The sequence below is a fragment of the Paraburkholderia sp. genome, assembly GCF_035501035.1.
Lineage (GTDB): Bacteria > Pseudomonadota > Gammaproteobacteria > Burkholderiales > Burkholderiaceae > Paraburkholderia.
This window is the reverse complement of sequence record NZ_DATJWR010000170.1, coordinates 1-24060: the sequence shown is the minus strand read 5'-3', so window position 1 is coordinate 24060 and position 24060 is coordinate 1. Positions and strand designations below refer to the sequence as shown.

Below are 24060 nucleotides of genomic sequence, written 5' to 3'. Positions count from 1 at the left end.
TGCACGCATTCTCACGTAGACTGGCGCTTTCCCAGGGAGAGCCAGATGACATCGATTTATTCGTTTTCAGCCGAACCGCTTGGCGGCGGTGAGCCGGTCAGCCTCGATCGTTACGCCGGCAAGGTGCTCCTGATCGTCAATACGGCGAGCGAATGCGGATTCACGCCGCAGTACACAGGCCTGCAGAAGCTCTACGAAGAGTACGCCGCGCGCGGACTCGCGGTGCTCGGTTTTCCGTGCAACCAGTTCGGCAAGCAGGAACCCGGCGACGCCGCGCAGATCGGCAGCTTTTGCGAGAAGAACTATGGCGTCACGTTTCCCATGTTCGACAAGATCGAGGTGAACGGGGCGAACGCGCATCCGCTCTATCGCTGGCTCACGGGCGAAGCGCCGGGGCTGCTCGGCCTCGAGGCCATCAAATGGAATTTCACGAAGTTTCTCGTCGATCGCGAGGGCAACGTGGTGAAGCGCTATGCGCCGCTCACGAAACCCGAGGCGATTGCGGCTGACATCGACAAGCTGCTTTGAGCGCGGGCGGCGAGCAACGCTAGCGCTAGAGAATCGGTGCGAAAAGGCGCGCCAGGTGCATGGTGATCTTGCGCCAGGCGGGCGCGTCGCGGTACTCGCTGCGGTCGATCTCGAACGTCTGTTCGAAGTCGAGCAGCAGCATGGCCTCGACTTCGGCGGCGAAGCCGCGATGCACGGTCAGCACCATGATCTCGAAGTTCAGGCGGAACGACCGGTTGTCGAGATTCGCGCTGCCGATCGCCGCGGCCACGTCGTCGATCAGCACGACCTTCTGGTGCAGGAAGCCCGGCTTGTAGCGAAAAATGCGAATGCCCGCGCGCAGCGCATCGAACGCGTACAGTGTGGATGCCTCGAACACCACGTAGTGGTCGCGCCGGCTCGGAATCATGATGCGCACGTCCACGCCGCGCAGCACCGCGAGGCGCAGCGCCGAGAATACGGCTTCGTCGGGCACGAGGTAGGGCGTCGTGATCCACACGCGTTTCTTCGCCGCGTTGATCGCCTCGACGAAAAATAGCGAGCAGGTCTCCTGGCGGTCCGCCGGGCCGGTGGGTATCACGAGGCAGTACATGTCGTCGCCTTCCTGCGGCACGACCGTTGGCGGCTCGCTGCCCGGCAACTGCTGGGTGGCCCAGTACCAGTCCTCGGTGAAGGCGAACTGGACGTTCGCAACGGCCGGCCCGCGCATCTCGATATGCGTGTCGCGCCAGGGCGAGAGGCGCGGATTCGCGCCGAGGTATTCGATGCCCACGTTGTGGCCGCCCACGAACGCGCGCTGTCCATCCACTACGACGATCTTGCGGTGGTTGCGGAAATTGAGCTGGAAGCGGTTGACGAAGTGTCGTTTGGTCGAGAACGGATGCACTTCCACGCCGCCCTCCTGCAACGCGCGCACGTAGCTGGCGGGCAGGTCGAACGAGCCGATGCTGTCGTAGAGGAAGTACACGCGCACGCCGCGCTTCGCGCACTCCAGCAGCACGTCCTTGAGCATGTCGCCGAGCGCGTCGGCATGCACGATGAAGAACTGCACAATCACGTAATGCTGCGCGCGCTCAATGGCGTCGAAGATGGCCGAGAAGGTCGCTTCGCCATTCACGAGCGTGCGCACGGCGTTGCCGGGCACGAGCGGCATGCCGCCCAGGCGCGCGAACGTGCGGATTGCGCGCGCGCCGAGTTCGTCCGAGGGCCAGGCGCCCGCCGAGACCAGCTCGTCCCATTCGGGCGCATGGGCGCGCGAGCGCAGCGTTTCGTTGCGCAGGCGCCGTGCGTCGGCATAGCCCGCGAACTTGCTGCGACCGAGAAAGAGGTACGGGACGAGCGTGAGATAGGGCATCGTCGCGAGCGAGACGGCCCAGGCAATCGCCCCCTGCGAGGTGCGCGTGTTGAGGATGGCGTGGCACGCCGCGACCAGTCCGAGCATGTGGATGATCGCGAGCAGTGTGCCGAGGTGTAACCAGTCGATTCGCATAGACGCGTGGGACGCTCCTTGGGCCGGATGCAGAGCCGGCCCGCGTCGGAAGGCGCACGGCCGGAAAGGTCAATCTTACCGAACCCGCTGCGGCGACGGCTATCATCCCTGTCCTGCACGCGGCGAGACACGGCGCACAGGCGCCGCGGCTCGCGCGCACAAGCGCATCAGACCGGCAGGTCGCAGGCCTGGATCAGGAACACCTGGTCGTCGCCGGCGCTTGTCGAGAGCCAGACGAGATCGAGGCCGCCGAACGCCGCTTCGACGTTCGCGCGCTCGTTGCCGATTTCGATCACGAGCACGCCGTTGTCGGTGAGCCAGTTGCGCGCGTCCTTGATGATGCGGCGCACGATGTCCATGCCATCCGCGCCGCCCGCGAGCGCCATCTCCGGCTCGTGCCGGTATTCGGGCGGGAGCGCCTCCATCGAAGCGGCGTTGACATACGGCGGATTCGTGATGATCACGTCGTAACGGCGCTCGGGCAGCGGCGCATACAGGTCGCCTTCGAAAAGGGCGATGCGCTCGTCGAGGCCGTGCTCGTGCACGTTGCGCCGCGCGACTTCGAGCGCGGGCGCGGAGAGGTCGACGGCGTCGATATCGGCGTTCGGGAACGCGTGCGCCGCAAGGATCGCGAGGCTCGCGGAGCCGGTGCACAGTTCCAGCACGGCGTTCACCTGCTCGGGATCCTCGACATAGGGCTGCAGGCCGTCTGCGAGCAGCTCGCCGATGAACGAGCGCGGCACGATCACGCGCTCGTCCACGTAGAAGCGCAGGCCGTACATCCACGCTTCCTGCGTGATGTACGCGGCGGGCACGCGCTCGGTCGCGCGGCGCTCGATCACGCCGAGCACCTTGTCGACTTCTTCGGTCGTGAGGCGCGCATCGAGAAATGGGTCGAGCAGATCGAGCGGCAGATGCAGCGTATGCAGGATCAGGTAGGCGGCTTCGTCGTAGGCGTTGCTCGAGCCGTGGCCGAACGCGAGCTGCGCGGCGCAAAAGCGCGAGACGCCATAGCGCAGCACGTCGCGCACGGTGGAGAAGGTGGTGTTTAGCGGATGCGTCATGTTCTGGACTCCAGAGCGTGCCAGGTCGGCCGATCAGGCGATCAACTGTTCGAGCACGCGGCGGTATACGTTCTTGAGCGGATCGATGAATTTCACTTCGATGTGCTCATCGATCTTGTGGATGCTGCCATTGGGCGGCCCGAACTCCACCACCTGCGGGCACATGCGTGCGATGAAGCGGCCGTCCGAGGTGCCGCCCGTGGTCGAGAGTTCCGTGCTCACGCCGGTTTCGTCGTGAATGGCCTTTTCGAGCGCGTTCGAGAGCGCGCCGCGCGGCGTGAGGAAGGGTAGGCCGCTCACGCTCCAGTGCAGGTCGTACTCGAGGCCGTGCTTGTCGAGGATCGCGTGCACGCGCTTTTGCAGACCCTCCACCGTGCTCGCGGTCGAGAAGCGGAAATTGAACATCACCTCGGCGTGGCCCGGAATCACGTTGCTCGCGCCGGTGCCGCTGTGCATGTTCGAGACCTGCCAGGTGGTGGGCGGGAAGTATTCGTTGCCGTCGTCCCACTTTTCGGCGACGAGTTCGGCAAGCGCCGGCGCGAACAGATGCACGGGATTCTTCGCGAGATGCGGGTAGGCGATATGCCCCTGCACGCCCTTCACGACGAGCTTGCCCGACATCGAGCCACGGCGCCCGTTCTTCACGCAGTCGCCGAGCGTGTGCGTCGAAGTCGGCTCGCCGACGATGCAGTAGTCCATCTTCTCGCCGCGGGCCTGCAGCGCTTCGACGACCTTCACGGTGCCGTCGGTGGCTGGGCCTTCTTCGTCGCTCGTGATCAGAAAGGCGATCGAGCCGCGATGCTGCGCGTGCGCGGCCACGAATTCTTCGCTCGCGACCACGAAGGCCGCAAGCGAGGTCTTCATGTCGGCGGCGCCGCGCCCGTAGAGAATGCCGTCGCGGTGCGAGGGTTCGAAGGGGGGCGAGCGCCATTGCTCGAGCGGGCCGGTCGGCACGACGTCGGTGTGGCCCGCGAAGGCGAGCAGCGGGCCGTCCGTGCCTGCCGTGCCGCGCTTGACGGCCCACAGGTTCGTCACGCCGTTGGATTCGATCGTTTCGCACGCGAAGCCGAGCGCGTTCAGGCGTTCGGTCATGATGCGCTGGCAGTGCTGGTCGTCGGGCGTCACGGAGGCGCGCGCGATCAGGGCTTCGGTAAGGGCGAGGGTGGCGGACATAAAAAGACCACTTTCAATAAAAATGCCGGCGCCACTGATGGAACAGGGGCCGGCAACAACGTGTCATGAGCTTGCGCGCCCGACTTGCCAGGCAAGATGCCGGGCGCGCCCGGCGCGTGCAGCGCTCAGGCGAGGGGCGTCGCGCTCAAGCGAAAAGCTCCGCATACTGGTCGGCGGAAAAACCGAGCGTCTTCACGCGGCCATTCACCACGACCACAGGCCGCTTGATGATCGACGGCTTGTGGATCATCAGCGCGATCGCGCCGCTGGTCGTGTCGGCTTCGGCCTTGTGCACGTCGGACAGGCCGCGCCAGGTCGTGCCGCGCTTGTTGATGAGCTGATCCAGCGGCACGTCCTTCAACCAGTCCTGGACCAGCGCATTCGACACACCCGCCTTCTTGAAGTCGTGGAACTCGAACTCCACGCCGTGTTCTTCGAGCCACACGCGGGCCTTCTTCACGGTGTCGCAGTTCGGAATGCCGTAGACGACGGTCTTCGCGGCCTTGGCCATCAGTCGCCTCGCAGCAGCTCGTTCAGGCCGACCTTCGCGCGCGTTTTCGCGTCGACCTTCTTGACGATCACGGCGCAGTAGAGGCTATGCGTGCCGTCCTTCGAGGGCAGGTTGCCCGCCACGACGACCGAGCCCGCCGGAATGCGGCCGTACGAGACTTCGCCGGTTTCGCGGTCGTAGATCTTGGTGCTCTGGCCGAGGTACACGCCCATCGAGATGACCGAGTTCTCTTCGACGATCACGCCTTCCACGACTTCCGAGCGCGCGCCGATGAAACAGTTGTCCTCAATGATGACGGGGTTGGCCTGCAGCGGCTCCAGCACGCCGCCGATGCCCACACCGCCCGAAAGGTGCACGTTCTTGCCGATCTGCGCGCACGAGCCGACGGTCGCCCACGTGTCGACCATCGTGCCTTCGTCCACATAGGCGCCGATGTTGGTGTACGACGGCATCAGCACGACGTTCTTCGCGATGTACGAGCCGCGGCGCGCGATGGCCGGCGGCACGACGCGAAAGCCACCGGCGGCGAAGTCTTCTGCCGTGTAGTTCGCGAATTTCGAGGGCACCTTGTCGTAGAACTGGCTGTAGCCGCCGGCGGGCATCGGCACGTTGTCTTCCAGGCGGAACGACAGCAGCACGGCCTTCTTCACCCACTGGTTGACGACCCAGTCGCCGTCTTTCTTCTCGGCGCAGCGCAGCGCGCCGCGGTCGAGCTCGGCGACGACGTGGGCAACGGCTTCGCGCACGTCGTTCGGCGCGGACTTCGGCGAGAAGTCGGCGCGGTTGTCCCAGGCGGTGTCGATGATCTGCTGAAGTTGTTGCGACATGGTGATGATTTCGTGAGATTGATGGGGATAAGCGACACGGCGCGCCGCAAGTTCGCGGAACCCGGCGCGCACGAAAGCGGCTTTACGGTTTGAGCGAGCAGCAGAATTCGACGATGCGCTGCGCGCCCTCGATGCACTCCTCGACGTCGGCGACGAGCGCCATGCGAACGAAGTCTTTGCCGGGATTCGCGCCGTGCGCTTCGCGCGCGAGGAACGAGCCGGGCAGAACCGTCACATTATAGTCGGCGTAGAGGCGCTGGGCGAACGCCGTGTCCGAGAGGCCGGTACGCGCGACGTTGGCCCAGAGGTAGAACGCGGCGTCGGGCAGCTTCACGTCGAGCACTTCGGCGAGCATTGGCGTGACGGTCGAGAACTTCTGCACGTATTTCGCGCGGTTTTCGCGCACGTGCGTTTCGTCGCCCCATGCGGCGATGCTGGCGGCCTGCCAGACCGGCGAGAGGGCCGCGCCGTGATAGGTGCGGTACAGCAGGAATTGCTTGAGGATGGCGGCGTCCCCGGCCACGAAGCCCGAGCGCATGCCCGGGGCGTTCGAGCGCTTGGAGAGGCTCGACAGCATGACGAGGCGCTCGAAGCCGCGGCCCAGCCTGTGCGCCGCTTCGAGTCCGCCGAGCGGCGGCTTCGCTTCGTCGAAATAGATCTCCGAGTAGCATTCGTCGGAGGCGATGACGAAGCCGTAGCGGTCCGAGAGCGCGAAGAGTTCGCGCCAGTCGTCGAGCGTGAGCACGGCGCCGGTGGGATTGCCCGGCGAGCAAACGTAGAGCAGCTGCGTGCGCGCCCAGACCGCTTCGGGCACCTGCGAATAGTCGCAGGCGAAGTTGCGGGCCGGATCGCTGTTCACGAAGTAGGGCTCGCCGCCGCCGAGCAGCGCCGCGCCTTCATAGATCTGGTAGAACGGGTTCGGGCAGAGTACGATCGCCCGTTTTGCCGGGTCTTTCACGCCCGCGGTTGGGTCGATCACAGCCTGTGCCAGCGCGAAGAGGGCCTCGCGGGAGCCGGAAACGGGCAGGATTTCCGTGTTCGCGTCGATGGCCGGCAGCCCGTAGCGCGCCTTCACCCACTTTGCGATCGACTCGCGCAGCGCCGGGCTGCCCGCTGTGGCCGGATATGACGAGAGGCCGTCGAGCGAGGCGACGATGGCTTCGCGGATCAGCGCGGGCGTCGGGTGTTTCGGCTCGCCGATCCCGAAGCTGATATGGCGCAGGCCGGCGTTCGGCGTGACGTCCTTGAAAAGCGCACGTAGCTTTTCGAATGGATAGGGCTGGAGGGTGTCGAGTAGCGGATTCACTTGGGCGTCGGACAGGCGTGGGCGAAAGACGGGGAGCGCGGCGCGCAGCCAGGGCGCGTCCGGTGCGGACCGGCTAGCCGACTGTGCCGGGCGCGAAAAACAGGGTGGCGCGGCGGCGCAGCGCGGCCTCGCGGCTGCAAGCGGCCGATTATAGCGTGGCGGCGGTGCCGCTGCGGGCGTGGGCCGGGACGAGCGCCGGCGCCGCTCGTCGGACCAGAACACAAAGGAAGAAGATGGGCTTTTCGACGAACAGCATGCGCGCAGCCGTTGCGCAGGCGAGCCAAAGGCGGCAAGTGCAATGAGCCAGAGCCCAGGATTGCGTGCCGCCTGGCCAACGCTCGCCATCATGATTGGCGCCTCCGTCTGGGGCGTGGTCTGGTATCCGTTGCGCATGCTGGCGGCCTTCGGCCTCACGGGCACTGCTGCGAGTGCGGCGACGAGCGCGGCCGGTTGCCTCTTCGTCCTGCTGTTGCGCTGGCGCTCGGTGGCGACGCTGCGCTGGCACCGGGTGCTGCCGATGCTCGGGCTCGCGGCGGGCGTGACCAACGTCGGCTTCGTCTGGGGCGCGATCCACGGCGAAGTCATGCGCGTGCTGCTGCTCTTTTATCTGACCCCGGCGTGGACCGCGCTCTTCGCGCACTTCATCCTGGACGAGCGCCTGAACTGGTCGGGCGGCGCGCTCGCCGCTCTCTCGCTGGCGGGCGCTGTGCTGATGCTCTGGTCGCCGAAGCTGGGCGTGCCGCTGCCCGCCAATGCCGCCGAATGGGCTGGCCTCGTGGGCGGCATGGGGTTCGCGATGAGCAACGTGCTGGTGGTCAAGACGAGCCGTGTGCTGCCGCACATGAAGCCGGAGATGCGCACCGCCGTGATCTTCGCGGGTGCGGCGCTATTCGGCGCGCTGGCCTCGTGCTTCGAGCCGGCGCCTGCCGCCCCGGCGGGCGACCTTCTCGCACGCGTCGTGCTGCTCGTGCTGGCACTGGGCATCGTGCTCAGCACGAACAACATGCTTGTTCAGTATGGGCTTGCACGGGTGCCGGCGAACCGCGCGTCGATCATCATGCTGTTCGAGATCGTGGTGACGGCGCTCTCGTCGTGGCTCTTCGCCGGCGAGACACCGGGGCCGCGCGAATGGGCGGGGGGCGCGTGCATCGTGCTTGCCTCGCTGCTCTCGAGCTGGGTGCATCGCACGCAGGACGCGCGCAGCCGCGCCGCGCACGCGAGTGCCGACGCGAGCGTCATGACCCACGCCGACGCGAGCCGCACCGACGATGCGGACGATACGGACGATGCGGATGACATCGCCGCCACCGCCCGTGACGGCCCCAAGGGCAATGGCGGCGGCAACAGCGATGGCAACAGCGGCGACAACGCAGGCGGCGGCTCCGGCGCTCCGCCTTCGCGCGCGCGGAACGGCCTGCGTGCGATGGTATGATTGCCGCTGATTCCCGCCGGGCGCTCGCGCACATGCGCGTTCGCGCGGCGAGCCGTGGCGGCTGCGCTGCGCGCGTGCCCCCGTCGTGCGATCGAAACCGGATTGGCGGCGAGTGGCGTGCGGCACGGGCGGTCCCGTTCACCACTATTCAAACAGCGATATCGCCGTGCGTCTGACCTCGATTAAACTCGCTGGCTTCAAATCATTCGTCGATCCCACGCATTTCCAGGTTCCGGGCCAGCTCGTCGGAGTGGTCGGGCCGAACGGCTGTGGGAAATCCAACATCATCGACGCGGTGCGTTGGGTGCTCGGCGAATCCCGGGCGTCCGAGCTGCGCGGCGAGTCGATGCAGGACGTCATCTTCAACGGCTCCACCGCGCGCAAACCCGGCAGCCGGGCGAGCGTCGAACTGGTGTTCGACAACGCGGATGGCCGCGCCGCCGGCCAGTGGGGCCAGTATGCGGAGATCGCCGTCAAGCGCGTGCTCACGCGCGACGGCACCTCGAGCTACTACATCAACAATCTGCCGGCGCGCCGGCGTGACATCCAGGACATCTTCCTCGGCACGGGTCTCGGCCCACGCGCCTACGCGATCATCGGCCAGGGCATGATCGCGCGCATCATCGAGGCGAAGCCCGAAGAGCTGCGCGTGTTCCTGGAAGAGGCGGCGGGCGTGTCGAAGTACAAGGAACGCCGCCGCGAGACCGAGAACCGCCTGCACGACACGCGCGAGAACCTGACGCGCGTCGAGGATATCGTGCGCGAGCTCTCCACGAACCTCGAAAAGCTCGAGGGCCAGGCGGTCGTTGCGACGAAGTTCCGCGAGCTGCAGGCCGAAGGCGAGGAGAAGCAACGCCTGCTGTGGCTCCTGCGCAAGAACGAGGCGGCGGGCGAGCAGCAGCGGCAGCAGCGCGCGATCGAACAGGCGCAGATCGACCTCGAGCGCCACACCGCGCAGCTGCGCGAAGTGGAAGCGCAGCTCGAAACGTTGCGCGTGGCCCACTATTCGGCCAGCGACGCCATGCAGGGCGCGCAGGGCGCGCTCTACGAAGCGAACGCCGAGGTGAGCCGCCTCGAAGCCGAGATCAAGTTCATCGTCGAGTCGCGCAACCGCGTGCAGGCGCAGATCGCCGCGCTCGTTGCGCAGCGCGAGCAATGGCAGGGGCAAGCGCAAAAGGCGCAGGACGACATCGAAGACGCCGAAGAGCAACTGGCGATCGCCGAGGAAAAGGCGGCGCTCGCCGAAGAGGATGCAGCGGCCAAACAGGAGGCGCTGCCCGCGCTCGAAAACCGCTGGCGCGACGCGCAGGCGCAACTGAACGACGAACGCGCGGGCATCGCACGCACCGAACAGGCGATCAAGCTCGAAGCCGCGCACCAGCGCAACGCCGACCAGACGCTGCAACAGCTTCAGCAACGCCATGAGCGCCTGAAGGCGGAGGAAGGCGGCCTCGACGCGCCGGACGAGGCGCAGCTCGAAGAGCTGCGCATGCAACTGGCCGAGCAGGAGGAAGTCCTCCACGACGCGCAGGCGCGCCTCGCAGAAGCTCAGGAAACCGTGCCGCGCCTCGACGCGCAGCGGCGCGCCGCGCACGAACGCGTGCAGGCGGAAAACGCACAGATTCACCAGATCGAAGCCCGGCTCGCCGCGCTCAGGCAACTGCAGGAGAACGTGCAGACCGAAGGCAAGATCCAGCCGTGGCTCGAGCGCCACGAGCTGGGGGCCTTGCCGCGTCTGTGGAAGAAGCTGCATGTCGAAACCGGCTGGGAGACCGCGCTCGAAGCGGTGCTGCGCGAGCGGCTCGCCGCACTCGAAGTGTCGAACCTCGACTGGGTGAAGGCGTTCGCGAGCGACGCGCCGCCCGCGAAGCTGGCGTTCTATTCGCCGCCCGTTGCCGGCCAGGCGAACGCCGCGGCCGCGGGTCTCACGCCGCTGCTCTCGCTCGTGCGCATCGACGACGCAGGCCTGCGCGCGGTGCTCAACGAATGGCTGGGCTCGACGTACATCGCCAACGACCTTGCCGAGGCGCTCGCCCAGCGCGCGCAATTGCCGGGCGGCGGCGCATTCGTCGTGAAGGCCGGCCATACGGTGACGCGCGTGGGCGTGCAGCTTTACGCCGCCGACACGGAGCAGGCCGGCATGCTCGCGCGTCAGCAGGAGATCGAGAATCTCGAGCGCCAGGTGCGCGCGCAGGCGCTGCTCGCCGACGAGGCCAGGACCGCCGTCGTGCGCGCGGAGGCCGCCCACACGCAGGCCGCCCAGGTGCTCACGGACGTGCGCCAGCAAGCCGAGCGCGCGACCCAGCGCGTGCACGCGCTACAGATGGACGCGTTGAAGCTGACGCAGGCGCACGAGCGCTACACGGCGCGCAGCACGCAGATCCGCGAAGAGCTCGAAGAGATTCGCGCGCAGATCGAAGAGCAGCGCGCGCTGCGGGCCGAATCGGAAGCGAACTTCGAGCGCCATGACGCCGAGCTCGCCGAATTGCAGGCCCGGTTCGAGGACAACCAGCTCGCCTTCGAAGCGCTCGACGAGGAACTCGGTGCGGCACGCAACGAAGCTCGCGAGCTCGAGCGTGCCGCCGGCGACGCGCGCTTCGCGGCGCGCAACATGGCGAACCGCATCGACGAATTGAGGCGCAACATCCAGGTCGCGCACGATCAGAGCGAGCGCATAGCGACATCGCTCGAAGACGCGCGCGCCGAGCTCGAAACGATCAACGAGCAGACCGCACACACGGGACTGCAAGACGCGCTGGAAATTCGCGCGCAGAAGGAAGACGCGCTGCGCGCCGCTCGTGCCGAGCTCGAGGACCTGAGCGCGAAGCTGCGCGCGGCCGACGAAACGCGCCTGAACGCGGAGCGTGCGTTGCAGCCGTTGCGCGATCGCATCACCGAGCTTCAGTTGAAGGAGCAGGCGGCGCGCCTGAACGGCGAGCAGTACGTCGAGCAGCTGCAGGCGGCGGGTGTGGACGAAGCGGCGCTCCAGGAGAAGCTCACGGCCGACATGAAGCCGCCCTATCTGCAAGGCGAGGTCACGCGCATCAACAACGCTATCGCCGCGCTCGGCCCCGTGAACATGGCGGCGCTCGACGAGCTCGCCGCGGCGAAGGAGCGCAAGACTTTCCTCGACGCGCAGTCGACCGACCTCACGAGCGCGATCGAAACGCTCGAGGACGCGATCCGCAAGATCGACCAGGAAACGCGCACGCTGCTGCAGGGCACCTTCGACGAAGTGAACCGCCATTTCGGCGAGCTGTTCCCGCGCCTTTTCGGTGGCGGTCAGGCGAAGCTCATCATGACCGGCGACGAGATTCTCGACGCCGGCGTGCAGGTGATGGCGCAGCCGCCAGGCAAGAAGAACTCGACGATTCACCTGCTTTCCGGCGGCGAGAAGGCGCTCACGGCCACGGCCCTCGTGTTCGCGATGTTCCAGCTCAACCCCGCGCCGTTCTGTCTGCTCGACGAAGTGGATGCACCGCTCGACGACGCGAACACCGAGCGTTTCGCCAACCTCGTGCGCGCGATGTCGGACAAGACGCAGTTCCTGTTCATCTCGCACAACAAGATCGCCATGGAGATGGCGCAGCAGCTCATCGGGGTGACGATGCAGGAGCAGGGTGTTTCGCGGATCGTCGCGGTCGACATGGAAACTGCGGCAGGTTTCGCCCAGAATACGGTCTAGTCGATTTATACGGTCTAACAAACGGCGCGCGCCGCGCAGCCGGCGGCGCCATTCAAGAGGCAGCCTCCGCGCGCGCTGCGAGCGCCACGGAAACGGCGCGCACGATGCGCGCGCCGTCGAATAAGAATTGCTGATGGAGCATGCATGGACGAGTTGACTCTCGGGTTGATCGGCGCGGGTGCCGTGGTAGTCGGGGGCGTGGTGGTCTACAACGCCTGGCAGGGCGCGAGGGTGCGCCGGCGCATGCCGCGCCCGATGCCTGAGGACGCAGTCGAGGCGGCGCAACGCGAGGAGTTCCAGGAGCCAAGCCCGTTCATCGAGCCGGCGCGCAGCCAGGCGCGACGTGAGCCTTCGCTCGTGGGCGGCACGGAAGCCGAGCGCGTGGAGCCGGGTTTTGCGACAGCGGCCCCGCTCGACACACCCGCTGACATCCAGGCGGAAACCACGACGCCCAATGGCTTTGTGCAGAGCGAGACCAGCGAGAAGGAGGGGGCCGAGACCGCGGCTACCGCTGCCGCTGCTGCGGAATCCGCCAGCGACAAAGCCGATGAAGCCGAGCGTATCGAGCCGGTCCTGCCGGCCGCCACGACGATCTCCTCGACGCCGCCTGCCGTGGTCGACCGTCGCATCGACTGCATCGTGCCGATCCGGCTCGGTGCGCCGGTGGCGGGCGAGCGCGTGATTCCGTTCGCGCAGCGTCTGCGCCGCGCGGGCAGCAAACCGGTTCACATCGAAGGCAAGCCCGAGTGCGGCGACGGCTGGGAACTGCTGCAAAATGGCGTGCGCTACGAGGAGCTGCGCGCCGCCGCCCAGCTCGCAAACCGCAACGGCCCGCTCAACGAACTCGAGTTTTCGGAATTCGTGACCGGCGTGCAGCAGTTCGCCGATGCACTCGACGCAGCGCCCGAATTTCCGGACATGATGGAGACGGTCGCGATGGCCCGCGAGCTTGACGGCTTCGCCGCGCAATGCGACGCGCAACTCTCGATCAACGTGATGTCGGATGGTGCGCCGTGGTCGGCGAACTACGTGCAGGCGGTGGCGGCGCAGGATGGGCTGCTGCTCTCGCGCGACGGTACGCGCTTCGTAAAGCTCGACGTGAAGCAGAGCCCGGTGTTCATGCTGCAGTTCGGCGACACCAACTTCCTGCGCGACGACCTCACGTACAAGGGCGGCGAGCTGATCACGCTGATCCTCGACGTACCAGTGGCCGATGAAGATATCCTGCCGTTCCGGCTGATGTGCGATTACGCGAAATCGCTTGCCGAGCGCATTGGCGGGCGCGTGGTCGACGACCAGCGCCGGCCGCTGCCGGAATCGGTGCTGCAGTCGATCGACAAGCAGCTCATGACGCTCTACGCGAAGCTGGAGCAAGCCGGCATTCCGGCAGGCTCGCCAGCCACGAGACGGCTGTTCAGCCAGTAAGGAAGATCCGTAACCGGCCAGCGAGCAAGGCGCGGCGCCGTTGGGCGCCGCGCCTTTTTTATTGTGCCTGGGCGGCGCTACGTGCGGACGTTTTTGCGCGCGCAACGCACGAAGGTCGTAGCGTATGTTCATGGACGGTGGGGCTGCCTTTCCGGCACGCGTGTTGCGGTGCATTCAAGTTCGCATCGCGAAAGACCCGCGTCAACGGCATGCACCCAACGTTGGCCATCCGGCCAGGACCTTCGCGTGGGCCGTACGGCGGCGCACGAAGATGGCCCGATTTTGGCCGTTCGGCCGATGCGATGCGCGTCGCTTCCTGAGATAATCTGACGTCCGAAATCACTTCCAACGACGAGTTGCTCAAGGCATGGTCCGTACTCCCGCCCATCCTCCCAAAGAAGCCACCGCTGCGCAGCGCGCGGTGTGGTTGCGCGCCGAACTCGAGCGCGCGAATCACGCCTACTACGTGCTCGACCAGCCGGAGCTGCCCGACGCGGAATACGACAAGCTCTTTGGCGAACTCCAGCAGATCGAAACCGAGCATCCGGATCTCATCACACCCGACTCGCCCACCCAGCGCGTGGGCGGCGAGGTTGCCGGGGGCTTCGAGCCCGTTGTGCACGACGTGCCGATGCTATCGCTCAACAACGGCTTCGCCGACGAGGACATCGCCGCGTTCGACAAGCGCGTGTCCGACGCACTCGGCAAGGCCGATGGCGCCGGCGTCGAATACGCCTGCGAGCTCAAGTTCGACGGCCTGGCCATCTCGCTGCGCTATATCGATGGCGTGTTCGTGCAAGCCTCCACGCGTGGCGACGGCACGACTGGCGAAAACGTCACCGAAAACGTCCGCACCATCCGCTCGTTGCCGTTGCGCCTGAAGGGCAAGCGCGTGCCGAAGGTGCTCGATGTGCGTGGCGAGGTGCTGATGTTCCGCCGCGACTTCGAGCGCATGAACCAGCGCCAGCGCGATGCCGGTCACAAGGAATTTGCGAACCCGCGCAACGCGGCGGCGGGCAGCCTGCGCCAGCTCGACCCAAAGATCACGGCGCAGCGGCCCCTGTCGTTTTTCGCTTATGGCATTGGCGTGCTCGAGGGCGAGCCGATGCCGGCTACCCATAGCGAGCTGCTCGACTGGTACGCGCAAATGGGCTTGCCGGTCAATTCCGAGCGTGCCGTCGTGACGGGTGCGCAAGGACTGCTCGAATTCTTCCGCACCGTCGGCGAGAAGCGCGATGGCCTGCCGTACGACATCGACGGGGTCGTCTACAAGGTGAACCGTCGCGACGAGCAGGACGCGCTCGGGTTCGTCTCGCGCGCGCCGCGCTTTGCGCTCGCGCACAAGTTTCCGGCCCAGGAGGCGCTCACGAAGCTGGTGGCGATCGACGTGCAGGTGGGCCGCACGGGTGCCATTACGCCGGTTGCGCGGCTCGAGCCGGTGTTCGTCGGTGGCGCGACGGTGACCAACGCCACGCTGCACAACGAAGACGAAGTGCGGCGCAAGGACATCCGCATCGGCGACACCGTGATCGTGCGGCGCGCAGGCGATGTGATCCCCGAAGTCGTGAGCGCGCTCATCGACCGACGTCCCGCCGGTGCCCGCGAATTTGTGATGCCGACCGAATGCCCGGTGTGCGGCTCGCGCATCGAGCGCTTGCCCGACGAGGCGATCGCCCGCTGCACCGGTGGCCTCTTCTGTCCGGCACAGCGCAAGCAGGCACTCTGGCACTTCGCCCAGCGCCGCGCACTCGACATCGACGGCTTGGGCGAGAAGATCATCGACCAGCTGGTCGACCAGAACCTCGTGCGTACGCCCGCGGATCTTTTCAACCTCGGCTTCGGCACGCTCGCAGAACTCGAGCGCATGGCTGACAAATCGGCGCAGAACCTGCTTGATTCGCTCGAAAAAGCCAAGTCCACGACGCTTGCGCGTTTCATTTACGCGCTCGGCATCCGGCACGTGGGCGAATCGACGGCCAAGGACCTCGCAAAGCACTTCGGTTCGCTCGATCCGATCATGGATGCGTCCATCGAGGAATTGCTCGAAGTGAATGACGTGGGCCCGGTGGTGGCGGAGTCCATCCACCAGTTCTTTGCGGAGGAGCATAACCGCACGGTGATCGAGCAACTGCGCGCGCCAGGCAAAGTAACATGGGCGGAAGGTCCGCCTGCGCCCAGGGCGCCGGTGGGTGTGCTGGCGGGCAAGACAGTGGTGCTCACCGGCACGCTGCCCACGCTCACGCGCGACGAGGCAAAGGAGAGGCTGGAGGCGGCCGGCGCGAAGGTGGCCGGCTCGGTGTCGAAGAAGACCGACTACGTGGTGGCGGGCGCCGACGCGGGCAGCAAGCTCGCGAAAGCCGAGGAACTCGGCGTGCCGGTGCTCGACGAAGAAGGAATGCGCAAGCTCCTGGAGGGGCAAACGACATGATTCGCGAAATTCTCAGAATGGGCGATCCGCGCCTGCTCGGCATCGCAAAGCCGGTCGATCACTTCGATACGCCGGAGTTGCACGAGCTCATTGCCGACATGTTCGACACGATGCACGCAGCGAACGGCGCGGGGCTTGCCGCACCGCAGATCGGCGTCGACCTGCAGGTCGTGATCTTTGGCTTCGAGCGGAACGAGCGCTATCCCGAGGCGCCGGCCGTGCCGCAAACGGTGCTCATCAACCCGGTCATCCATCCGCTGTCGCACGACATGGAGGAAGGCTGGGAGGGCTGCCTTTCGGTGCCGGGCATGCGCGGCGCCGTGAGCCGCTACTCGATGATCCGCTACAACGGCTTCGACCAGTACGGCACGCCCATCGAACGTGTGGCCGAGGGCTTTCACGCGCGGGTCGTGCAGCATGAATGCGATCACCTGATCGGCAAGCTGTATCCCATGCGCATTACTGACTTCTCGAAGTTCGGCTTTACCGAAGTGCTGTTTCCGGAGCTCGATCCGAACAGCGACGACTGAACCTCGGCGTAAAAGGAAAAACGGGAGCCGACGGCTCCCGTTTTTCCTTCAGCAACGCTTTTGCGGCAGTGTGGCGTCAAAACGCCTCGTCGGCAGCCAGGTAACGCCACTGGCCCTGCGGCAGCGGGCCGAGCAGTACGCGGCCCATGCGCACGCGCTTGAGGCCCACGACCTTGAGCCCGACCAGCTCGCACATGCGGCGGATCTGGCGCTTCTTGCCTTCGCGCAGCACGAAACGCAACTGTTCGCCGTTCTGCCAGCTCACCTGGGCGGGCTTGAGCGGCACGTCGTCGAGCGACAGCCCGTGACGCAGTTTCGCGAGCAGATCGGCCGGGAAGTGCTGGTCGACTTCGGTCTCGATATCGCCGTAGGTGACGCGTACGAGATATTCCTTGTCGATATCGGAGCTTTCGCCGATCAGCTGCTTGGCCACCCGGCCGTCCTGGGTCAGCACGAGCAGGCCCGTCGAGTCAATGTCGAGGCGGCCCGCCGGCGCGAGCGTACGCAGATGCTTCGCCGAGAAACGGATGCCTGAGTGGTCGCCGTCCCAATGGTTCTCGGCCGTGACGAGCGTGGCAGCGGGGGCGTAGCCGTCCTCGGCCTGGCCCGATACGTAACCCACGGGCTTATGCAGCAGGATCGTCACCTGGCGGGCCTGTGCCGCAAGCGCGGACGGATCAACCTCGATGCGCTGATCCGGCGTGACCTTGGCGCCGAGCGTGTCGACGACTTCGCCGTCTACGTAGACCCACCCTTTTTCGATCCACTCATCGGCTTCACGGCGCGAGCACAGGCCAAGCTCGGACATGCGCTTGGAAAGGCGCAAGGCGTTGTCCCCTTCGACTTCCTCGCGGGGGGCGCGGCGCGGTGCGGTCTCTTCCCCGGCGCCAGGGCCGTGCGAGGCCCTGGCGGTCGATTTGCCGGGGCGGCCGACGGGTTTGCGCGCAGCTGCGCCCGTTTCGGCGCTGCGTCGTGCGCGCGGGGCACCGTCTTCACGACCTTCGTTCCAGGCGGATTTCACAGGGCGTGCGAAGGTACGCGCGTCGCGCGGACCCCTTTCGTCGGCGGCGTCGCGGCTGCGCGGCGGTCTGCGGTCGTCGCTTTCGGGACGGCGTGCGAAACGGCGCTCGGTTCCTTCGTCGCGCGCGCGCGCGGGGCGGCGCTCGCTACCTTCGGTACTGCGTGTGAAGCGACGTTCCGATCCCTCTTCGCGCCCGCGTGCCGGCCGACGCTCATCACCTTCGCTTCGGCGTGTGAAGCGACGTTCCGATCCTTCGTCGCGTGCGTGCGGCGGGCGGCGCTCGCCACCCTCGGCACTGCGTGTGAAGCGGCGCTCCGATCCTTCGTCGCGCCCGCGCGGAGGCCGACGCTCATCACCCTCGGCGCGTCGCGTGAAGCGTCGCTCGCCGCCTTCGTCACGGCCGCGCGGGGCGCCGCGCTCCTCGGTACCGGCGCGCCTGGGCGCTCGACGCTCATCGCTTTCGCCGCGGCGCGCGGGTCGGGCGTCGCGATCCCAAGGCTTGCTGCCACGCGGTGCTTCGCCTGCGTCTTTGCGGCGGCGCTCCTCGCCATATCCGCCTTCGCGAGGAGCGCGGGCCGGCCGGCTCGATGCGTCGCGCTCGCGCGCCATAGCAGGTCGCGCTGGACGTTCGCCCGTACGCGAATCGCCAGTGCGCGTCGTGGCGCGCGCAGGCTTGGCCGCAGCCGCAGTTTTCGAGGTTGCTTTCGCGGGCACAGCCGGCCGCACCTCAGCCGGCCGCACAGGCTTACGCGCGGTCGTGCTGCCGCGGCGGACGGGCGCGCGTTCCGGGGTGGTCGGGCGCGGATGTTTGGCTGTCAGTTTGGCTCGCATGGATCTGGGTATTTCAAGTCGTTCACACTGCTATCGCGCGCAGCAATTCGGTTTCGACGCGAATCTGCAGACGGTTGTCGGAGAGTCCCGAACCGTCGAGCAGGAACACGTCTTCGACGCGTTCGCCGAGCGTGTTGATCCGCGCCGCGTGGACGCCGACATGGTGCTCGGCGAGCACGCGCGCGATGGAATAGAGAAGGCCTGGCCGGTCGTTCGCCGACACGGACAGGATGTAGTATTGGCCGCGCTCGTCGGCCCGCATGTCGACGCGCGGGGTGACCGGGAAGGTGCGCGACAGCCGCGACAGCCGCCCTTTCGAAGGCTCGGGCAGCACGTTGCCGGTGGCGTTCAGACGCTCCGCGAGCTCCTGCTCGACGAGGTTCGCGATGTCGCGGTAGTGCACGTCGCCCTCGGTGTGGGCGACGATGAAGTTGTCGAGGGCATAGCCGTGGCGCGTCGTGCTCACGCGCGCATCGAGCACGGACAGGCCGCTGCGGTCGAAATACGCGCACATCGTCGCAAAGAGGTCGGGGCGGTCCTTCGCGTAGACGAGCACCTGCAGCGCCTCGCCAATCGGCGACGGGCGCGCGCGCACGACGGCGGCCGGCGCTTCCACGTGGCGGTACAACACGCGAGTTTGCCAGGCGATGTCGGCGGCGTCGTGGCGCAGGAAGTAGCCCACGTCGAGCTTGTCCCAGAGCGCGCGATGCGCATTCTCCGGCACCGTTTCGAGGCGCAGCAGCGCGAGCGCCAGTTCCTGGCGCGTCTTGAGCTCCGAGTGCGCGTCGGGCTTGGCGCCGCCGAGCACGGCGAGCGTCGAGCGATAGAGGTCTTCGAGCAGCTTGCCCTTCCAGTTGTTCCAGACCTTCGGGCTCGTGCCGCGGATGTCGGCGACCGTCAGCAGGTAGAGCGCCGAAAGGCGGCGCTCCGAGCCGACCAGATCGGCGAAGTGCTTCACGACTTCGGGATCGGTGATGTCCTGTTTCTGTGCGACCTGGCTCATCATCAGATGCTGCTGGACGAGCCAGACGATGAGGTCGGCGTCGTCGCCCGTGATGTCGTGATCGCGGCAAAAGCGCCGCGCATCGGCCATGCCGAGCTGGGAGTGGTCGCCGCCGCGGCCCTTGGCGATGTCGTGGAACAGCGCCGCGACGTAGAGCACCCAGGGCCGCTCGAAGTTGGCGATGAGCTGGCTGCAGAACGGATACTCGTGCGCGTGCTCGGCCACGGCAAAACGGCGGATATTGCGCAGCACCATCAGGATGTGCTGATCGACCGTATAGACGTGGTAGAGATCGTGCTGCATCTGCCCGACGATGCGCCGGAAATTGAGCAGATAGCGCCCGAGCACGCTCGTCTGGTTCATGAGCCGCATGGCATGTGTGATGCCGGCCGGCTGCTTGAGGATCTCCATGAAGAGCCGGCGGTTTTCCGGGTCGCGGCGCCAGACTTGATCCATGGTTTCGCGCGCGTTGTAGAGCGCGCGCATGGTGCGCGCCGAAAGGCCTTTCACGCCCGGCACCTGCTCGTAGAGCAGGAAGGCTTCGAGGATCGCGTGCGGCTCGCGCTCGAACACGTCGTCGCTGACGATTTCCAGCATGCCCTGCTTTTCGACGAAGTGATCCGAGAGCGTGCGCGTGATGCCGCTTGTGCTCGGAAAGAGCTGTGCCTCGATGTTCTGGATCAGGATGGTGGAGAGCTGCGTGACCGCCTTCGCGGCCCAGTAGTACCGGCGCATGAGTTGCTCGCTCGCGCGCCGCGTGCCGCTCGCCTTGTAGCCGAAGCTCTCGGCCACGGCCGTTTGCAGGTCGAACACGAGGATGTCCTGGCGGCGTCCGGCGATCACGTGCAGGCGTGCGCGCAGCGCCTTCAGGAACGCCTCGTTGCGGCGCAGCTCGTGCGCCTCGCGACCGGTGATGAGGCCTCGCTGGTCGAGCTCTTTCCAGCTGCTGCCGAAGGCGGCCGCCTCGGTGATCCAGAGGATCAGTTGCAGGTCGCGCAGGCCGCCGGGGCTTTCCTTGACGTTCGGCTCGAGCGAATAGGGCGTGTCCTGGAAGCGCGCGTGGCGCTGGCGCATCTCGAGCACCTTTGCCTGGAAAAAGGCGCGCGGGTCCATTGCGTCGCGATAGCGCTGCGCGAAGTCGCCGAAGAGCGTCGGGCTGCCGGTGATGCGGCGCGCCTCGAGCAGCGACGTGCGCACGGTGACGTCGTTGGCGGCTTCTTCGAGGCATTGCGAGACGCTGCGCACGCTGCTGCCGATGTCGAGCCCGAGGTCCCACGCGAGACCGATGAATCGTTCAATGCGCTCCTCTAGCGGCGCGAGCGGTTCGTCGTCCGGCAGCAGCACGAGGATGTCGACGTCGGACCAGGGCGCGAGTTCCCCACGCCCGAAGCCGCCCACGGCCACGAGCGCAAGCGTTGCCGGCAGCTCGCAGAGATTCCAGGCGCGGCACAGCGTGTCGTCGGTGGTGCGGGCGAGGGCGCGCATCAGCGAGTCGACGTTGGTCGCGGTCTTGAACCGCTCGAGCAGCTGGGCCTTGGCGGCCTTGTAGTCGGACTTCAGCGACGACGTATCGGGAACGGCGACAGCGGGAACGCTCATGGGCTCGGTTCGTGATTGGCGCGGTTGGGAAAGCGGCCGGCCGTGCGCGGGGCCGGTCCTGCGTTGCCGGTCCTGCGTTGCCGGTCGGCGGCTCCCGTCAGGCGGGCGCCGCTGGCGGGCCAGGTCGCTTCTCAGGTGTTGGACTGGCTAACTATCTGGGTGGCGCCCGGCTTGCCTGCCGGTCGCTTCGGTCGTGCTGGCTACTCTGGTTCTCACGGGCGCGCTGTGCCCGGCTGGTTGGCGGCTCACTGCTGGCCGGTTTCAGGCACCTGGCGCGCGCCGCACGTTCCCCACCCCGTGCATTGCATTTTGCGCCGGATCACGCCGCTTGGCGTCTTCCGGTTTGCCTGTTCGGGCCGTCAGGCCGCCGTGCCCGCCATCTGGGCGACGATCGCCGGCTTGGCGGGCGTGCCTGCCGAGACCGTCAACACCTCGTAGCCCGTTTCGGTCACGAGCACGGTGTGCTCCCACTGCGCCGAGAGACTGCGATCCTTCGTCTTGACGGTCCATTGGTCCGGCATGGTGCGAATGTCGCGGCGGCCGGCATTGATCATCGGCTCGACGGTGAAGATCATGCCGGGAACGAGTTCAATGCCGGTGCCGGGGCGGCCGTAGTGCAGCACCTGCGGATCCTCGTGGAACACCGTCCCGATGCCGTGGCCGCAGTATTCGCGCACCACGCTGTAGCCCTGGCTTTCGGCATAACGCTGGATGGCATGGCCGATGTCGCCCAGATGTGCGCCCGGGCGCACCTGGTCGATGCCGAGCCACATGCATTCATAAGTGGTCTGCACGAGGCGCTTCGCGAGAATCGAGCCCTCGCCGACGATGAACATGCGGCTTGTGTCGCCGAAATAGCCATCCTTGATGACCGTGATGTCGATATTGAGCGCGTCGCCGTTCTTCAGCGCCTTCTCACCGGGAATACCGTGACAGATCACGTCGTTGACGGACGTGCAGATCGCCTTCGGGTAGGGCGGGTAGCCGGGCGGCTGATAATTCAGCGGCGCGGGCACCGTGCCCTGCACATTGGTCATGTATTCGTGACACAGGCGATCGAGTTCGCCCGTCGTCACACCCGCGGTGACGAACGGCGTGATGTAGTCGAGCACCTCGCTCGCCAGCCGGCAGGCGACGCGCATTTGCGCGATGTCGTGTTCGTTCTTGATCGAAATGGCCATGGTGTGCGCCCGAAAATGCAGTCGAATACAAAATTATCGCACCTAATGCTGGTCATCGCTGGCTTTTGAAAAAGTCGGGTGTGGCCGCTTGCGCCCGTTTGTGTCTTGGCCGGGCCCTATCCAGGTCCTATCCCGGCGTTGTTTGTACCTCATCCACGCCTTGCTCCAGCCTCTTTCCGCGGGTAATAGCTGTCTTGAGCAAGATGCCCTTCGCATGCTATACTCTTCGGCTAAGTCGCTCCCCATATCTTTCGAATTTGCTTTCGTGGTTCGAAGTTTATCGAGGTTATCGGGTTATGGAGGGGTGGCGGCTCCCGCTGTTGCCGCGGGGCGTCTTGCCAGGGAGGACTCTGGCGAGCGCGGGAAGTTCAGTTTTCAGAGTCTTCAGGCAGCGCATTCGCGAGCCGGCGCACCCAGGGTGTCGGGCGTGCCAGTCCCAGCTCAAATGGGGCGGTGCACCGATACGGCAGCCGGCTTAAGACCCAAACCCTAGCGGAGAATTTCTCATGGCAGTTACCATGCGCCAAATGCTGGAAGCCGGTGTCCACTTCGGTCACCAAACGCGCTTCTGGAACCCGAAGATGGCCCCCTTCATTTTCGGTCATCGCAACAAGATTCACATCATCAACCTCGAAAAGACGCTGCCGATGTACAACGACGCGCTGAAGTACGTGCGTCAACTGGCAGCGAACCGCGGCACGATCCTCTTCGTCGGCACGAAGCGTCAGTCGCGCGACACGATCGCGGCTGAAGCGCAGCGCGCCGGCATGCCGTTTGTCAACGCGCGCTGGCTTGGCGGCATGCTGACCAACTTCAAGACGCTGAAGGTTTCGATCAAGCGCCTGAAGGACATGGAAGCAGCCGTGGAAGCGGGCGAGCTCGAGAAGATGAGCAAGAAGGAAGCGCTCCTGTTCGAACGCGAAATCGCCAAGCTGCAAAAGTCGATCGGCGGCGTGAAGGACATGGGCGGCATTCCGGACGCGATCTTCGTGGTCGACGTCGGCTATCACAAGATTGCCGTGACGGAAGCGAACAAGCTGGGCATCCCCGTAATCGCCGTGGTCGATACGAACCACTCGCCGGAAGGCATCGACTACGTGATCCCCGGTAACGACGACGCGAGCAAGGCCGTGGCGCTCTACACGCAAGGCGTGGCCGACGCGATCCTCGAAGGCCGTGCGAACGCGGTGAACGACGTGGTTGCAGCCGTGCGCGGCAACGACGGCGACGACGAGTTCGTCGAGGTCAATTCGGAGGCGTAAGCTGCCCCGTGTCCGGCAAGAAAAGGGGGCTTTCCATAGGCCCCTTTTTTTTAAGCCGCGACATTCGATGCCGCGTCATATCGGCGGCACTGTAATCGTGTAGAAACAATCGCCGGTTACGGAAACGAATTCCTGCCGGCCGCATCGAAGCATGCGGCGCGGCGTGTACCAGACAGACTCAAGGAGCGAATGATGGCGGCAATTACCGCAAGCATGGTGGCAGAACTGCGCGCGAAGACCGACGCGCCGATGATGGAATGCAAGAAGGCGCTGACGGAAGCCGACGGCGACATGGCGCGCGCCGAAGAGCTGCTGCGCGTGAAGCTCGGCAACAAGGCGAGCAAGGCTGCGTCGCGCGTGACGGCTGAAGGCGTGATCGCTTCGTTCATCGCTGGCAACGCCGGTGCCGTGGTCGAGTTGAACTGCGAAACCGACTTCGTCGCGAAGAACGACGACTTCCTCGCATTCGCGAAGAAGGTGGCCGAACTGGTCGCCACGCAAAACCCGGCCGACGTCGAAGCCCTGTCGGCGCTGGCGCTGGACGGCTCGACGGTCGACGCAGTGCGCCTCGCGCTCGTCGGCAAGATCGGCGAAAACCTCTCGATTCGCCGTTTCGCGCGCTTCGAAACCGCGAACAAGCTGGCTGCGTACCTGCACGGCACGCGCATCGGCGTGCTGGTCGAGTACACCGGCGCGGAAGAGCAGGTCGGCAAGGACGTGGCGATGCACATCGCCGCGATGAAGCCGGTCTCGCTGTCGTCGGACGACGTGCCGGCCGACCTGATC

Annotated in this window: 17 protein-coding genes; 8 read left to right on the top strand and 9 right to left on the bottom strand. The window is 66.2% G+C overall.

Features of this window, described 5'->3' with window-relative positions:
- The first annotated feature begins 45 nt into the window (after positions 1–45).
- A complete protein-coding gene (locus VMJ11_RS11760; protein ID WP_325619586.1) occupies positions 46–528 on the top strand; it encodes a glutathione peroxidase in 483 nt (160 codons plus the stop codon).
- A 25-nt stretch (positions 529–553) separates the two neighbouring features.
- Here VMJ11_RS11760 and cls read toward each other — a convergent pair whose 3' ends face one another.
- The 6 genes from cls to dapC form a co-directional block, all read right to left on the bottom strand.
- The gene (cls, locus tag VMJ11_RS11755; RefSeq protein ID WP_325619585.1) at positions 554–1996 is read right to left on the bottom strand and encodes a cardiolipin synthase; all 1443 of its coding nucleotides are present in this window, start codon (positions 1994–1996) and stop codon (positions 554–556) included.
- Between the two features lie 167 nt (positions 1997–2163).
- A complete protein-coding gene (gene prmB / locus VMJ11_RS11750; RefSeq protein WP_325619584.1) occupies positions 2164–3060 on the bottom strand; it encodes a 50S ribosomal protein L3 N(5)-glutamine methyltransferase in 897 nt (298 codons plus the stop codon).
- Between the two features lie 33 nt (positions 3061–3093).
- Positions 3094–4233: a succinyl-diaminopimelate desuccinylase gene (dapE, locus tag VMJ11_RS11745; protein WP_325619583.1), complete on the bottom strand. Its 1140-nt coding sequence runs from the start codon at positions 4231–4233 to the stop codon at positions 3094–3096.
- A gap of 145 nt (positions 4234–4378) precedes the next feature.
- The gene (locus tag VMJ11_RS11740) at positions 4379–4744 is read right to left on the bottom strand and encodes an ArsC family reductase (RefSeq protein WP_325619582.1); all 366 of its coding nucleotides are present in this window, start codon (positions 4742–4744) and stop codon (positions 4379–4381) included.
- Positions 4744–5571: a 2,3,4,5-tetrahydropyridine-2,6-dicarboxylate N-succinyltransferase gene (gene dapD / locus VMJ11_RS11735; RefSeq protein WP_325619581.1), complete on the bottom strand. Its 828-nt coding sequence runs from the start codon at positions 5569–5571 to the stop codon at positions 4744–4746. Before dapD ends, VMJ11_RS11740 begins: the two co-directional genes overlap by 1 nt.
- A gap of 82 nt (positions 5572–5653) precedes the next feature.
- Entirely contained in the window at positions 5654–6877 is a 1224-nt protein-coding gene (dapC, locus tag VMJ11_RS11730; protein ID WP_414694370.1) for a succinyldiaminopimelate transaminase, read from the bottom strand.
- Positions 6878–7175: 298 nt separating this feature from the next.
- On the opposite strand from dapC, the gene VMJ11_RS11725 reads away from it, so the two are divergent.
- From VMJ11_RS11725 to def, 5 genes are all read left to right on the top strand, one after another.
- Positions 7176–8309 (top strand): DMT family transporter, encoded by a 1134-nt coding sequence (locus VMJ11_RS11725; protein ID WP_325619580.1) that lies wholly within the window; start codon positions 7176–7178, stop codon positions 8307–8309.
- A 166-nt stretch (positions 8310–8475) separates the two neighbouring features.
- Entirely contained in the window at positions 8476–11994 is a 3519-nt protein-coding gene (smc, locus tag VMJ11_RS11720; RefSeq protein WP_325619579.1) for a chromosome segregation protein SMC, read from the top strand.
- Between the two features lie 144 nt (positions 11995–12138).
- Positions 12139–13419 (top strand): cell division protein ZipA C-terminal FtsZ-binding domain-containing protein, encoded by a 1281-nt coding sequence (locus tag VMJ11_RS11715; RefSeq protein ID WP_325619578.1) that lies wholly within the window; start codon positions 12139–12141, stop codon positions 13417–13419.
- 367 nt (positions 13420–13786) lie between these two features.
- Positions 13787–15847, top strand: a complete 2061-nt coding sequence (gene ligA, locus VMJ11_RS11710; protein WP_325619577.1) for an NAD-dependent DNA ligase LigA — start codon at positions 13787–13789, stop codon at positions 15845–15847.
- Positions 15844–16377, top strand: coding sequence for a peptide deformylase (gene def, locus VMJ11_RS11705; RefSeq protein ID WP_325619576.1), 534 nt, complete (start codon positions 15844–15846; stop codon positions 16375–16377). Before ligA ends, def begins: the two co-directional genes overlap by 4 nt.
- 76 nt (positions 16378–16453) lie before the next feature.
- Here the strand turns inward: def and VMJ11_RS11700 are convergent, their stop codons facing one another.
- The 3 genes from VMJ11_RS11700 to map all read right to left on the bottom strand — a co-directional run bounded on the left by VMJ11_RS11700 (position 16454) and on the right by map (position 22012).
- The gene (locus VMJ11_RS11700) at positions 16454–17203 is read right to left on the bottom strand and encodes a pseudouridine synthase (protein WP_325619575.1); all 750 of its coding nucleotides are present in this window, start codon (positions 17201–17203) and stop codon (positions 16454–16456) included.
- A gap of 1048 nt (positions 17204–18251) precedes the next feature.
- Positions 18252–20831 carry a [protein-PII] uridylyltransferase gene (locus tag VMJ11_RS11695; protein WP_325619574.1) on the bottom strand — a complete coding sequence of 860 codons (2580 nt, stop codon included), beginning with the start codon at positions 20829–20831 and terminating at the stop codon, positions 18252–18254.
- 359 nt (positions 20832–21190) lie between these two features.
- Positions 21191–22012, bottom strand: coding sequence for a type I methionyl aminopeptidase (gene map / locus VMJ11_RS11690; RefSeq protein ID WP_325619573.1), 822 nt, complete (start codon positions 22010–22012; stop codon positions 21191–21193).
- A gap of 506 nt (positions 22013–22518) precedes the next feature.
- Here map and rpsB point away from each other — a divergent pair.
- Positions 22519–23274, top strand: a complete 756-nt coding sequence (gene rpsB, locus VMJ11_RS11685) for a 30S ribosomal protein S2 (RefSeq protein ID WP_325619572.1) — start codon at positions 22519–22521, stop codon at positions 23272–23274.
- Positions 23275–23466: 192 nt separating this feature from the next.
- Positions 23467–24060 (top strand): translation elongation factor Ts (tsf, locus tag VMJ11_RS11680; protein ID WP_325619591.1); only part of this gene is annotated, 594 nt, incomplete at its 3' end.

Excerpts from the sequence above, each read along its gene's own strand:
- VMJ11_RS11715 (WP_325619578.1), top strand. The coding sequence starts at position 12,139 with ATGGACGAGTTGACTCTCGGGTTGATCGGCGCGGGTGCCGTGGTAGTC.
- VMJ11_RS11725 (WP_325619580.1), top strand. The coding sequence starts at position 7,176 with ATGAGCCAGAGCCCAGGATTGCGTGCCGCCTGGCCAACGCTCGCCATC.
- dapD (WP_325619581.1), bottom strand. The coding sequence starts at position 5,571 with ATGTCGCAACAACTTCAGCAGATCATCGACACCGCCTGGGACAACCGC.
- dapE (WP_325619583.1), bottom strand. The coding sequence starts at position 4,233 with ATGTCCGCCACCCTCGCCCTTACCGAAGCCCTGATCGCGCGCGCCTCC.
- prmB (WP_325619584.1), bottom strand. The coding sequence starts at position 3,060 with ATGACGCATCCGCTAAACACCACCTTCTCCACCGTGCGCGACGTGCTG.
- ligA (WP_325619577.1), top strand. The coding sequence starts at position 13,787 with ATGGTCCGTACTCCCGCCCATCCTCCCAAAGAAGCCACCGCTGCGCAG.
- cls (WP_325619585.1), bottom strand. The coding sequence starts at position 1,996 with ATGCGAATCGACTGGTTACACCTCGGCACACTGCTCGCGATCATCCAC.
- def (WP_325619576.1), top strand. The coding sequence starts at position 15,844 with ATGATTCGCGAAATTCTCAGAATGGGCGATCCGCGCCTGCTCGGCATC.
- VMJ11_RS11740 (WP_325619582.1), bottom strand. The coding sequence starts at position 4,744 with ATGGCCAAGGCCGCGAAGACCGTCGTCTACGGCATTCCGAACTGCGAC.
- rpsB (WP_325619572.1), top strand. The coding sequence starts at position 22,519 with ATGGCAGTTACCATGCGCCAAATGCTGGAAGCCGGTGTCCACTTCGGT.
- VMJ11_RS11760 (WP_325619586.1), top strand. The coding sequence starts at position 46 with ATGACATCGATTTATTCGTTTTCAGCCGAACCGCTTGGCGGCGGTGAG.
- map (WP_325619573.1), bottom strand. The coding sequence starts at position 22,012 with ATGGCCATTTCGATCAAGAACGAACACGACATCGCGCAAATGCGCGTC.
- VMJ11_RS11695 (WP_325619574.1), bottom strand. The coding sequence starts at position 20,831 with ATGAGCGTTCCCGCTGTCGCCGTTCCCGATACGTCGTCGCTGAAGTCC.